This window comes from Diaphorobacter oryzae DSM 22780 (assembly GCF_059568935.1).
Window position 1 is genome coordinate 1 of record NZ_JCANUL010000002.1, and the last position, 12,214, is coordinate 12,214.

9 protein-coding genes are annotated in these 12,214 nt (G+C 64.0%); 6 read left to right on the forward strand and 3 right to left on the reverse strand.

From position 1 onward, the window contains the following. Positions 1–82: 82 nt before the first annotated feature. A complete protein-coding gene (locus BP68_RS03305) occupies positions 83–1,504 on the forward strand; it encodes a BREX system Lon protease-like protein BrxL (protein ID WP_496369090.1) in 1,422 nt (473 codons plus the stop codon). Positions 1,505–2,129: 625 nt separating this feature from the next. Here the strand turns inward: BP68_RS03305 and gyrB are convergent. The 3 genes from gyrB to dnaA form a co-directional block, all read right to left on the reverse strand. Next, positions 2,130–4,736: a DNA topoisomerase (ATP-hydrolyzing) subunit B gene (gene gyrB, locus BP68_RS03310; protein ID WP_496369092.1), complete on the reverse strand. Its 2,607-nt coding sequence runs from the start codon at positions 4,734–4,736 to the stop codon at positions 2,130–2,132. Positions 4,737–4,851: 115 nt separating this feature from the next. Beyond that, positions 4,852–5,958 carry a DNA polymerase III subunit beta gene (gene dnaN, locus BP68_RS03315; RefSeq protein ID WP_496369094.1) on the reverse strand — a complete coding sequence of 369 codons (1,107 nt, stop codon included), beginning with the start codon at positions 5,956–5,958 and terminating at the stop codon, positions 4,852–4,854. Positions 5,959–6,099: 141 nt separating this feature from the next. Continuing rightward, complete coding sequence (dnaA, locus tag BP68_RS03320; RefSeq protein WP_496369096.1) at positions 6,100–7,515, reverse strand: chromosomal replication initiator protein DnaA; 1,416 nt, start codon at positions 7,513–7,515, stop codon at positions 6,100–6,102. A gap of 285 nt (positions 7,516–7,800) precedes the next feature. Between dnaA and rpmH the strand changes: the two genes are divergently transcribed. From rpmH to BP68_RS03345, 5 genes are all read left to right on the forward strand, one after another. Further along, positions 7,801–7,935 carry a 50S ribosomal protein L34 gene (rpmH, locus tag BP68_RS03325; RefSeq protein WP_005798102.1) on the forward strand — a complete coding sequence of 45 codons (135 nt, stop codon included), beginning with the start codon at positions 7,801–7,803 and terminating at the stop codon, positions 7,933–7,935. A gap of 61 nt (positions 7,936–7,996) precedes the next feature. Further along, positions 7,997–8,476, forward strand: coding sequence for a ribonuclease P protein component (locus tag BP68_RS03330; protein ID WP_496369105.1), 480 nt, complete (start codon positions 7,997–7,999; stop codon positions 8,474–8,476). After that, the gene (gene yidD / locus BP68_RS03335) at positions 8,473–8,766 is read left to right on the forward strand and encodes a membrane protein insertion efficiency factor YidD (protein ID WP_496369107.1); all 294 of its coding nucleotides are present in this window, start codon (positions 8,473–8,475) and stop codon (positions 8,764–8,766) included. The genes BP68_RS03330 and yidD overlap by 4 nt, the downstream gene beginning before the upstream one ends. After that, a complete protein-coding gene (gene yidC, locus BP68_RS03340) occupies positions 8,763–10,460 on the forward strand; it encodes a membrane protein insertase YidC (RefSeq protein ID WP_496369109.1) in 1,698 nt (565 codons plus the stop codon). Before yidD ends, yidC begins: the two co-directional genes overlap by 4 nt. A gap of 134 nt (positions 10,461–10,594) precedes the next feature. After that, complete coding sequence (locus tag BP68_RS03345; RefSeq protein WP_496369111.1) at positions 10,595–12,181, forward strand: ABC transporter substrate-binding protein; 1,587 nt, start codon at positions 10,595–10,597, stop codon at positions 12,179–12,181. Positions 12,182–12,214 lie beyond the last annotated feature (33 nt).

Genomic DNA, 12,214 nt, shown 5'->3' on the forward strand with positions numbered 1-12,214 from the left:
CTGCTCAGCAAAGCAGCAGGCTAGGGTTAGTACGTGGGTCAGATTTAGATGGAAATCCTGGGGGTCAGTGGGTCATTTCTGCGTGGAAATCAACACACACATCTTCTCGGAGTTCTCGCCACACGGCATTCTGATCTCCGGTGGTGAGGTAACCGTACCCAAGCTGTTCGGTCACAACGGTACGGGGAAGCTGGGCCTGGTGGGCTATTGGGATGTGGTCGCCTTTGACGAGTTCGCCGGCAAGCAGAAGCGCGTGGACAAGGCGCTGGTGGACATCATGAAGAACTACATGGCGAACAAGTCGTTCTCGCGCGGCGTGGAAACGCTGGGCGCCGAGGCCAGCATGGTGTTCGTGGGCAACACGGACCACACGGTGCCGTACATGCTCAAGCATTCGGACCTGTTCGATCCATTGCCAGAGAAGTTCCATGATTCGGCCTTCCTGGACCGTATCCATAGCTATATCCCGGGCTGGGAGGTGGACGTGATTCGGGGAGAGATGTTCTCCAGCGGCTATGGCTTCGTCGTGGACTACCTGGCGGAGATCTTGCGGGCGCTTCGCAATCACGATTCCTCTGATCGGTACAAGGCGCACTTCAGGCTGTCTGATGACATCTCGACACGCGACCGCGATGGCATCAACAAGACCTTCTCGGGGTTGATGAAGGTGATCTACCCCCACGGGGAGGCGAGCGCGGAGGAGATCGAAGCACTGCTGCGGGCTGCGGTCGAGGGCAGGAAACGGGTCAAGGATCAGTTGCTACGGATTGACTCGACATATCCGGCCGTTCGCTTCACCTACTTCGATCAGCAGGGCAAAGAGCATCCCGTGGCGACGCTGGAGGAGGAGGAGTACCCAGCGGCCTACCACCAGCGCGTTGCGACTGAGGCTTCTGCCGATACGTCGCCAGTGCTTGATACGACAACGCGAATCGCAGCCACGCCATCAGCAGCGCCTACGCCATTGAGGACTAGCGTTCCGGTAGGGAGTGACGCATCGGTCGCTGGCACGCTGAAAGAGCAGCACTTGGTGTTCCAGGAGAATCAGCGTGGGGTAGTGTTCGACAAGCTGTTCGGCGCGTACTTAGCAGGCGCGAAGCGGATCATCGTGACCGACCCGTATCTGCGAATGTTCCACCAACAGCGAAACCTGATGGAGCTGCTGGAGACCATCAGCCGAGTATCAACGCCTGAGGACGAGGTTGCGGTTCATGTAGTGACCGTGGAAGACGAGTTCAACGGTGACCGCCAGACCGAGAACTTCCAGAAGATGGCTTCGGCCTGTTCATCCATTGGGATTCAGTTCTCTTGGGCGTACGACACCTCAGGGACTAAACATGACCGCGACATCACTACCGACCATGGCTGGAAGATCGTGCTCAGCCGTGGACTGGACGTGTTTCAACGCTGCGAGATGAACGACGTCTTCAGCTTCGCCAACCGCATGCAACAGCATCGGCAGAGCAAGGAGTTCAATGTGACGTTTGTACGGCTGGGGGACTGATCTTGTGGCTGGCAGTGGAGCATGCGATCACCTCGATGCAGAACTGACGATCTATCCTGGTTGTGTTCAGACCAGCGCGCGCCAATACCCCCTTAGCACTGGGATAGCGGCCTTCCTCGATTAGGCCCCTCGCGCCCCAGAATGCCATGCGTCTATTTTTAGCCGCCTTAACGGCGGCATCCAGAGCCTTCAGCGTAGGTCGTATGCGCAATGATCTGCTGAGCTTGCCCCATTGAGATTCCAACAACGTTGGGCTAGTAGCCCTGCATGCAAGCGCGTCGGCCGAGCCTGCGTACGGAAAATCGAAAAAATAGCCCTGACGATGCTGGGGCTATCTCCTGCTGAGCACGCTGTGCCGGTGTCGGCAAAGTGGCCGTGTTGGCGGCATGTGCCTGAATCCACTGGAGCCCAACTACCGAACGCTGTGCTCACGTTGTTGAAGCAGGCGGATTTATTGCGCCAGGGCGCGGGCGTTGAATTCGCGCTCAGGATGAGGGTACTCCTGGGTGGGACGTGGGGTTCTTTCGTGGATCTAGCTAAAAAACGCCCAACATGATTAGGCGTTTTGCTTAGCGCTATTTGCAAGTACTGAGAATATTTGCAAGATCAATGAGAACCTACAACATCAAACGTCAATATTCCCCGCCCGCAGCGCATTGGTCTCGATGAAGTCCCGCCGCGGCTCCACCTCATCGCCCATCAGCATGGTGAACACGCGGTCGGCTTCGATGGCGTCGTCGATCTGCACGCGCAGCAGGCGGCGCACTTCGGGGTCCATCGTCGTTTCCCACAGCTGCTCGGGGTTCATCTCGCCCAGGCCCTTGTAGCGCTGGCGGCTGGTGGTGCGTTCGGCTTCGCGGATGAGCCATTGCATGGCCTGGCGGAAGTCGCTGACCTTCTCTTCCTTTTGCTTGTCGCCCTCGCCGCGCATGACCTTGGCGCCTTCCTGGATCAGGCCGCGGAAGCTGTGGGCGGCCTCGGTCAGGGCGGCGTAGTCGTCGCCGGCCACAAAGTCCTGCGTGATGATGCTGCTCTTGATGTTGCCGTGGTGGTGGCGGCTGATGCGCAGGATGGGCTTGTCGGTGCGCGGGTCGATCTCGCCGGCCACGTCGGCGGGCACGCCGTTGGTGTTGAGCTCGCGCAGCTTGGCCTGCAGTTGGACGGCGCTGGCCTGGGCGTCCTGCAGGGTGTCAAGGTTGAAGGCAACGCCGTCGGCCACGGCGCGCAGCGCCTCGGCGTCCATGAAGGCGGACAGGCGGTGGATGACCTGCTCGGCGTGCTGGTGCGTGAGCGCCAGCGTGCCCAGCTCTTCGCCGGTCAGCGTGCGGGGCTGGTCGCCGCCGGTGGTGATGCTGGCGTGGTTCAGGGCCACGCGCAGCAGGAAGGTGTCCAGCGCCGCGGCGTCCTTCAGGTACAGCTCTTCCTTGCCGTTCTTGACCTTGTACAGCGGCGGCTGGGCGATGTAGATGTGGCCGCGCTCCACCAGCTCGGGCATCTGGCGGTAGAAGAAGGTGAGCAGCAGCGTGCGGATGTGGGCGCCGTCCACGTCCGCGTCGGTCATGATGATGATGCGGTGGTAGCGCAGCTTGGCCACGTCGAAGTCGTCGGCGCCGCTCTTGCCGCTGTCGGCGCCAGCCTTGCCGATGCCGGTGCCCAGGGCGGTGATCAGGGTGACGATTTCGTTGCTGGACAGCAGCTTTTCGTAGCGCGCCTTTTCCACGTTCAGGATCTTGCCGCGCAGCGGCAGGATGGCCTGGAACTTGCGATCGCGGCCCTGCTTGGCAGAGCCGCCGGCGGAGTCACCCTCCACCAGGTAGATCTCGCACAGCGCGGGGTCTTTCTCCTGGCAGTCGGCCAGCTTGCCGGGCAGGCCCATGCCGTCCAGCACGCCCTTGCGGCGCGTCATTTCGCGGGCCTTGCGGGCGGCCTCGCGGGCGCGGGCGGCTTCGATGATCTTGCCGCACAGGATCTTGGCGTCGTTTGGCTTTTCTTCGAGGTATTCGGTGAGCGTCTTGGCGACGATGTCCTCGACCGGCGCGCGCACCTCGCTCGACACCAGCTTGTCCTTGGTCTGGCTGCTGAACTTGGGCTCGGGCACCTTCACGGACAGCACGGCGCACAGGCCTTCGCGCATGTCGTCGCCGCTGACCTCGACCTTGGCCTTCTTGGCCAGCTCGTTTTGCTCGATGTACTTGCCGATCACGCGCGTCATGGCGGCGCGCAGGCCGGTCAGGTGGGTGCCGCCGTCACGCTGCGGGATGTTGTTGGTGAAGCACAGTACCTGCTCGTTGTAGCCGTCGTTCCACTGCATGGAGACTTCCACGCCGATCTCGGTGCCGGGAATGCCGCCGTAGGTTTCGGCCGGGCGCGTACCCGTGGCGTGGAAGGCCGTGGGGTGCAGCACCTTCTTGGTGCCGTTGATGAACTCCACGAAGCCCTTGACGCCGCCGGCGCCCGAGAAGTCGTCTTCCTTGCCCGTGCGCTCGTCAATGAGGCGGATGCGCACGCCGTTGTTCAGGAAGGACAGCTCGCGCAGGCGCTTGGCCAGGATCTCGTAGTGGAAGTCGTGGTTCTCCTTGAAGATCTCGGTGTCGGGCAGAAAGCGCACCTCAGTGCCGCGCTTTTCCGTGGGGCCGACGACCTTCATGGGCGAGACCTCGAAGCCGTCCACCGTCTCGATGAGGCGGTTTTGCACCACGCCCTTGGAGAACTCGAGCTGGTGGGTCTGGCCGTCGCGGCGCACCGTCAGGCGCAGCTTCTTGGACAGCGCGTTCACGCAGGACACGCCCACGCCGTGCAGGCCGCCCGAGACCTTGTAGCTGTTCTGGTTGAACTTGCCGCCGGCGTGCAGTTCGGTCAGCGCGATCTCGGCGGCCGAGCGCTTGGGCTCATGCTTGTCGTCCATCTTCACGCGGGTGGGAATGCCGCGGCCGTTGTCGGTGACGCTGATCGAGTTGTCGGTGTGGATGGTGACGACGATGTCGTCGCAGTGGCCGGCCAGGGCCTCGTCGATGGAGTTGTCCACCACCTCGAACACCAGGTGGTGCAGGCCCGTGCCGTCGCTGGTGTCGCCGATGTACATGCCCGGGCGCTTGCGCACGGCCTCCAGGCCCTCCAGGATCTGGATGGCGCCTTCGCCGTAGCCGTCGCTGCCGGCGACCGATGCCGTGGGCTGGTCGGTGGGGGCGGTGATGGGCTCGTCGGATGCGGGCTGCTGGTGCTCTGCGGTCATGAAAGGGCTGCCTTCGGTCCAGGCGCATCGGCACGGCGTGCCGATGGCGATATAGGGTCAAATTGGCCGCTAGCGCCCGTAGATAAAGCGCAAGCAGCTATAAAAATAGTAGCAATCAAATGCGCATCGGCATCACGACGTACTTGAAGCGGTCGTTGTCGGGAATGGTCATCAGCGCGGAGCTGTTGCCGTCGGCCAGCTCGATCTTCACCATGTCCTGGCCCATGTTGGCCAGGGCGTCGATGAGGTAGGTGACGTTGAAGCCGATCTCGATGGTGTCGCCGCCGTAGTCGATGTCGAGCTCGTCCACGGCTTCTTCCTGCTCGGCGTTGCTGGACGCCACGCGCAGCAGGCCGGGCTCCAGGTTCAGACGCACGCCCTTGAACTTGTCGCTGGTCATGATGGCCGTGCGCTGCAGGCTGGCCAGCAGCGGGGCGCGGCCCAGGGTCACGCCGTTGTGGTGGCTCTTGGGGATCACGCGGTTGTAGTCGGGGAACTTGCCCTCCACCAGCTTGGTGACGAACTCCATGCCGCCGAAGCTGAACTTGGCCTGGTTGTTGGCGAACTGCATCTCGATGGCGCCGTCGGCATCCGACAGCAGGCGCTGCAGCTCCAGCACGGTCTTGCGCGGCAGGATCACCTCCTGCTTGGGCACCTCCACGTCGAGCGTGGCGCTGGCGAAGGCCAGGCGGTGGCCGTCGGTGGCCACCAGGCTCAGGGTGTTGCCCTCGGCCACGAACAGGATGCCGTTCAGGTAGTAGCGGATGTCCTGCACCGCCATGGCGAACGACACCTGGCCCATCAGGTCCTTGAGCACCTTCTGCGGCACGCTGAAGGCCGGGCCGAACGCCGCCGACTCCTGCACCAGCGGAAAGTCCTCGGCCGGCAGGCTCTGCAGCGTGAAGCGGCTCTTGCCGCCCTTGAGGATCAGCTTGGACTGGCTCGACTCCAGGCTCACCGTCTGGTCGGACGGCATGGTCTTCAAGATGTCGATGAGCTTGCGCGCACCCACGGTGGTGGTGAAGTCGCCCGTGTCGCCGCCCAGTTCGGCCGTGGTGCGGATCTGGATCTCCAGGTCGCTGGTGGTGAGCTGCAGCGCGTTGCCGGTCTTGCGGATCAGCACATTGGCCAGGATGGGCAGCGTATGCCGGCGCTCGACGATGCCGGACACCGATTGCAGAACGGCGAGAACCTTGTCTTGTGTGGCCTTCAGGACAATCATGTCGTCAACCTTTGGTGGTTTTGGGATGGGTGCACAGACGGCGGCACGGGCAATGCCCCCTCTCTGGCCGTCCAACGCGCCATTTTGCCCGCGAACGGGCGTGCTTTAGCGCGCGGCAGGCCTTTTCGCTCCATGGGGCCGTCACCCCTTGAGCGTCTGTTCCAGCACATGCAGCTGCTGGTTCAGCTCGGTCAGCTGCTGGCGCTCGCCGGCAATCTTGCGCACCGCGTGCAGCACCGTGGTGTGGTCGCGCCCGCCGAACAGCTCGCCGATCTCGGGCAGGCTCTTTTGCGTCAGCTCCTTGGCCAGGTACATGGCGATCTGGCGCGGACGGGCGATCGACGCGGGGCGCTTCTTGCTATACATGTCCGCGACCTTGATCTTGTAGTAGTCGGCCACGGTCTTCTGGATGTTCTCCACGCTGATCTGGCGGTTCTGGATGGAGAGCAGGTCGCGCAGCGCCTCGCGCGCCAGCTGGATCGAGACTTCCTTCTGGTTGAAACGCGAATACGCCAGGATCTTGCGCAGCGCGCCTTCCAGCTCGCGCACGTTGGAGCGCACGTTCTTGGCCACGAAGAAGGCCACTTCCTCGGGCATGTCGGCGCTTTCGGCGCGGGCCTTGTTGATCAGGATGGCCACGCGCATCTCCAGCTCGGGGGGTTCCAATGCCACCGTCAGGCCGGAGTCGAAGCGCGACACCAGGCGGTCGTGGATGTTCGTCAGACCCTTGGGATAGGTGTCCGACGTCATCACGATGTGGCTCTTCTTGGCCAGCAGGGCCTCGAAGGCGTTGAAGAATTCTTCCTGCGTGCGGTCCTTGTTGGCGAAGAACTGCACGTCATCAATTAGCAGCAGGTCGAGCGAGTGGTAGCGTTCCTTGAACTCGTCGAAGGTGCGGCGCTGGTAGGACTTGACCACATCCGACACGAACTGCTCGGCGTGGATGTAGAGAACTTTGGCGTCGGGCTTGTCCTGCAGCAGCTTGTTGCCCACGGCATGCATCAGGTGGGTCTTGCCCAGGCCCACGCCGCCATAGATGAACAGCGGGTTGTACAGATGGCCGGGCGAGCCCGCCACATGCATGGCGGCCGAGCGCGCCATGCGGTTGGCCGTGCCCTCGACCAGGGTCTCGAAGGTCAGCGCGGGATTGAGCCGGGTGCGAAAGACGCCGGTGGGCGCCTCGTCGGCCGCCGCCGGGCTGGGGCTTTCCGTAGGTGTCTGGGGTTCGGAAGAAACCGGGCGAACGTAAGTGCGTACAACGGATTCCCGCTGAGCAAGCGCTAACTCCAGGGTGACAGGCTGGCCGTACAGACCCTCCAGCAAGGCGGAAATCCGCCCCGCGTACTGGGCACGGATCCAGTCGAGCTTGAAGCGGTTGGCCACCAGCAGGGTGACCTTGGAGAAGTCCGCGGAGACCTGGGCCACCAGGGGCTTGATCCAGGTATTGAACTGCTGCTCGGGCAAATCCTGCGCCAGCTGTTCGACGCAGGCCTGCCACAGACCCTGGCCTGCGCTGGCGCTGTCGTCGTGGCTGGAAGTGTGAGGTTCCTCGGTCATTTCGGGTGGTTCTTGTTGTGGATAGGAGGAACGGTGCAAGGCCGGCGATTCTAGCTTGTCAAGGAGTTATCCACAATCTGGAGGGGCGCAGCGAGGCCGTGGCGCCGTCGCCATATTTCAACCCTGGCATTGCCAGGCTTCGCCGAGCCTGCAATAATTGCCGGTTTCCCTGAATGCGTTCAGGGTGATCAAGCCCGGGCGGCCGCTTTCATGTGAACTGTGGCGGGCTCGGCGGGCGCGGCCGATCGAAGCAGCGCCTGTAACTGAACCTTCAAGGAATTGAACATGAAACGTACTTACCAGCCTTCCAAGACGCGCCGTGCCCGTACCCACGGTTTCCTCGTGCGCATGAAGACGCGCGGCGGCCGCGCCGTCATCAACGCTCGCCGCGCCAAGGGCCGCAAGCGTCTGGCCGTCTGAGGCCGGGCCGCTCGGCTTTCGGCCGCATCCTGGTCTGCTCCCGCGCCGGGACGCTGCCTGCATGCACCGGCTGAAAACCCGTCCCCAGTTCCAGGCCACCCTGGCGGGAGGCACGGTCTCCCGTACCGCGCACTTTGCGCTGCACCGGCTCCAGTTGCCGGCTGGCGCAGAGGCCGGGGTGCAGCCGACCACAGGGCCCGACTCCGCGCCGAAAGCGCAGGAGTCGTGGGCCCTGTTTGTCGTTGCGCAGGGGAGTGCGGGGCCTTGGCTGGGTGCCATGGTGCCCAAGCGCTGGGCGCGTCGCGCTGTCACGCGCAACACCATCAAGCGCCAGATCTATGCCGTGGCCAGCGATTTCGCGCCGCGGATGCCGACGGCCGCCCATGTGGTGCGCCTGCGGGCGGGCTTCGACCGCAAGCACTTTGTCAGCGCCACGTCGGACGCGCTACGGCAGGCCGTGCGCGCCGAGCTGCAGCAGCTCTTCGCGGCTGCCGAGCGGCGCAGCATGCCGGCCGCCGCGCCCAAGGGAGTGGCGCCATGATGCGCGCCCTGCTCATGGGGCTGGTCCGGGGCTACCGGCTGCTGCTAAGCCCCTGGCTCGGATCGGCCTGTCGCTTTGAGCCCACTTGCTCAGTGTACGCTCTGCAGGCTCTGGAACGGCATGGCGCCGCAGCGGGCAGCTATCTCACCGTGCGACGCCTGGCGCGTTGCCACCCCTGGTGCGAGGGCGGGCTCGACCCCATGCCGCAGGAACTGCCGCGCAGCATGCGCCTGTTCTCGCGGCTCGTGCCTTCCGATCCCCCATCTTCCTCACCTACGAAGACTTCATGAACGACATCCGCCGCACCATCCTGTGGGTGATCTTTGGCTTTTCCATAGTTCTGCTGTGGGACAAGTGGCAGATCCATAACGGCAAGCAGGCCACTTTCTTTCCCACGCCCCCGGCCCAGACCACCAGCGCGCCGGCAGCCCCGGCATCTGCCGCCGCGGGTGCATCCAGCGTGCCGGTGGCCACCGGCGCCGTGCCCGGTACCGCGGCCCAGCCCCCGGTGAGCGCGCCGGCCCAGCCGGCGGCCATTCCGCGCGAGCGCGTGACCGTGAGCACCGATGTGCTGCGCCTGAGCTTCGACAGCGAAGGTGGTTCGCTGGTGCACGGCGAGCTGCTGCAGTACCCGGAGATGGAAGACAAGTCCAAGCCCTTCTTGTTGCTGGACGAGAGCGCCAGCCGCGTCTATGTGGCGCAGACGGGCCTGATCGGCGGCGCCTTCCCTACGCACAAGACCCCCATGGCGGTGGTGCCGGGACCGCGCGAGCTGAAGGAGGGCGACAGCGAGCTGGCGGTGCGCTTCGAGTCGCCGGACCTGGGCGGCGTGAAGCTGGTCAAGACCTGGACCCTCAAGCGCGGCAGCTATGAGGTGGCCGTGAAGCACGAGGTGCTCAACACCGGCGCGGCCCCCGTGTCGCCGCAGCTGTACCTGCAGCTGGCGCGCGACGGCAACAAGCCGGCGGGCGAGTCGTCGTTCTATTCCACCTTCACCGGCCCGGCCGTCTACACCGAGGCCAAGAAGTACCACAAGGTCGAGTTCAAGGACATCGAGAACGGCAAGGCCGAGATCGACAAGTCGTCCTCTAACGGCTACGTGGCCATGGTGCAGCACTATTTCGCCACCGCGTGGCTGCTGGCCGACGGCCTGCAGCGCGACCTGTTCGTGCGCAAGGTAGACGCCAACCTGTACTCGGTGGGCATGATCACGCCGCTGGGCGAGATCGCACCGGGTCAGTCCAAGGCCCTCGACGCGCGCCTGTTCGCGGGCCCGCAGATCGAGACCATGTTGGAGAAGCTGGCCCCCGGCCTGGAGCTGGTGAAGGACTACGGCTGGCTCACCATCCTGGCCAAGCCGCTGTACTGGCTGCTGGACCAGCTGCACAAGGTGATCGCCAACTGGGGCTGGTCCATCGTGGCCCTGGTGTTCCTGCTGAAGATCGCGTTCTACTGGCTCAACGCCAAGGCCTATGCCTCCATGGCGAAGATGAAGGCCATCAATCCGCGCATCATGGAGATGCGCGAGCGCCTCAAGGACAAGCCGCAGCAGATGCAGCAGGAGATGATGCGCATCTATCGCGAGGAAAAGGTGAACCCCATGGGCGGATGCCTGCCGATCATGGTGCAGATCCCGGTGTTCATCGCGCTGTACTGGGTGCTGCTGTCCAGCGTGGAGATGCGCAACGCGCCCTGGATCGGCTGGATCAAGGACCTGTCCTCGCCCGACCCGTTCTTCATCCTGCCGCTGCTGATGACGGCCAGCTCGCTGCTGCAGACGGCGCTGAACCCCGCGCCGCCGGACCCGATGCAGGCCAAGATGATGTGGCTCATGCCGCTGATGTTCAGCGTGATGTTCTTCTTCTTCCCGGCCGGCCTGGTGCTGTACTGGCTGACGAACAACATCCTGTCCATTGCCCAGCAGTGGATCATCAACACCCGCATGGGCGTGCCGCCGCAGTTCAACCTGCCCAAGTTCCGCTAATGGCACCGGCGCTTTCGCGCCGGACCCGCCAAAGAATGACGACGGCCGCTCTGCGGCCGTTGTTGTTTTCGGTACGATGCTTGGCTACTACGTGATCCGGTAGTAAATGACATCAACACATAGGAGCCAAGCGGATGATTCAGCGTAAAACCTTCAAACTGGGCATGTTGGGAGCGGCCGTGCTCATGGCTGCGGGAACCGTGAATGCGGCGACCATGCGTTGGGCGGGAGCCAACGACATCCTCACCGTGGACCCCCACGCCCAGAACCACCAGACCACGCACGCCTTCCTGCAGCAGGTGTACGAGAGCCTGGTGCGTTACGACGCCAAGTACCAGATCGAGCCCGCGCTGGCCACGAAATGGACCCAGGTGTCGCCCACGCAGGTACGCTTCGAGTTGCGCAAGGGCGTCAAATTCCACGACGGCGCGCCGTTCACGGCCGACGACGTGGTGTTCTCGCTCACCCGCGCCATGACGCCTCCGTCCAACATGATGACCGCCGTGCAGAGCGTCAAGGAGGTCAAGAAGGTCGACGACCACACCGTGGACCTGATCCTCAAGGGCCCCAACCCCATCCTGCTGCGTGAGCTGACCGAGGCGCGCATCCTGAACAAGGCCTGGGCCGAGAAGCACAACTCTGTGAAGTCGCAGGACTACGCCGCCAAGGAAGAGAACTACGCCTCGCGCAACGCCAACGGCACCGGCCCCTTCTCCATGGCGGGCTGGCAGCCCGACGTGAAGGTCACGCTCAAGAAGAACCCGAACTGGTGGGACAAGCCCAAGGGCAACATCGACGAAGTGGTGTTCACCCCCATCAAGTCGGCCGCCACGCGCTCCGCGGCCCTGATCTCGGGCCAGGTGGACTTCGTCGTCGATCCCCCGCCGCAGGACCTGGCGCGCATGAAGGCCAGCCCCGACATCCAGCTCATCGAGGGTGCCGAGAACCGCACCATCTACTTGGGCCTGGACCAGTTCCGCGACGAGCTGCCCGGCGCCGGCACGCCCGGCAAGAACCCGCTCAAGGACAAGCGCGTGCGCCAGGCGCTGTACCAGGCGATCGACGCCGCCGGCCTGCACAGCCGCACTATGCGCAACCTGTCGGTGCCCGCGGGCACCATGGTGGCGCCCATGGTCCATGGCTGGAGCAAGTCGCTCGACGAGCGCGCCGCCAAGTACGACGTCGAGGCCGCCAAGAAGCTGCTGGCCGACGCCGGCTATCCCAACGGCTTTTCGCTCAAGCTCGACTGCCCCAATGACCGCTACGTGAACGACGAGGCCATCTGCCAGGCCGTCACCGCCATGTGGACGCGCATCGGCGTCAAGACCCAGCTGCAGACGGCGCCCATGGCCCAGTTCGTCACCCGCGTGCTGAACAACGACGTCAGCGCCTACCTGTTCGGCTGGGGCGTGGCCACGTTCGACGCGCTGTACTCGCTCGACTCGCTCATGAGCACCAAGGACGGCAAGACCTCCGCCGGCGTGTACAACGGCGGCCGCTTCAGCGACCCCAAGCTGGACGCCATGATCAACCAGATCAAGGTCGAGATGGACCAGCCCAAGCGCGACGCGCTCCTCAACGACGCGCTCAAGCTCGTGAAGGACGAGTACTACTACCTGCCGCTGCACCACCAGATCCGCCCCTGGGCGATGCGCAAGAACGTGCAGACCCCGCACCGCGCGGACGACCGCCCGATGCCGGCCTGGACGACCATCAAGTAAAAACGATAGCTGCTTGCGCTTGGTAGATAAGTG

Excerpts from the sequence above, each read along its gene's own strand:
- yidC (WP_496369109.1), top strand. The coding sequence starts at position 8,763 with ATGAACGACATCCGCCGCACCATCCTGTGGGTGATCTTTGGCTTTTCC.
- rpmH (WP_005798102.1), top strand. The coding sequence starts at position 7,801 with ATGAAACGTACTTACCAGCCTTCCAAGACGCGCCGTGCCCGTACCCAC.
- yidD (WP_496369107.1), top strand. The coding sequence starts at position 8,473 with ATGATGCGCGCCCTGCTCATGGGGCTGGTCCGGGGCTACCGGCTGCTG.
- BP68_RS03330 (WP_496369105.1), top strand. The coding sequence starts at position 7,997 with ATGCACCGGCTGAAAACCCGTCCCCAGTTCCAGGCCACCCTGGCGGGA.
- BP68_RS03345 (WP_496369111.1), top strand. The coding sequence starts at position 10,595 with ATGATTCAGCGTAAAACCTTCAAACTGGGCATGTTGGGAGCGGCCGTG.
- gyrB (WP_496369092.1), bottom strand. The coding sequence starts at position 4,736 with ATGACCGCAGAGCACCAGCAGCCCGCATCCGACGAGCCCATCACCGCC.
- dnaN (WP_496369094.1), bottom strand. The coding sequence starts at position 5,958 with ATGATTGTCCTGAAGGCCACACAAGACAAGGTTCTCGCCGTTCTGCAA.
- dnaA (WP_496369096.1), bottom strand. The coding sequence starts at position 7,515 with ATGACCGAGGAACCTCACACTTCCAGCCACGACGACAGCGCCAGCGCA.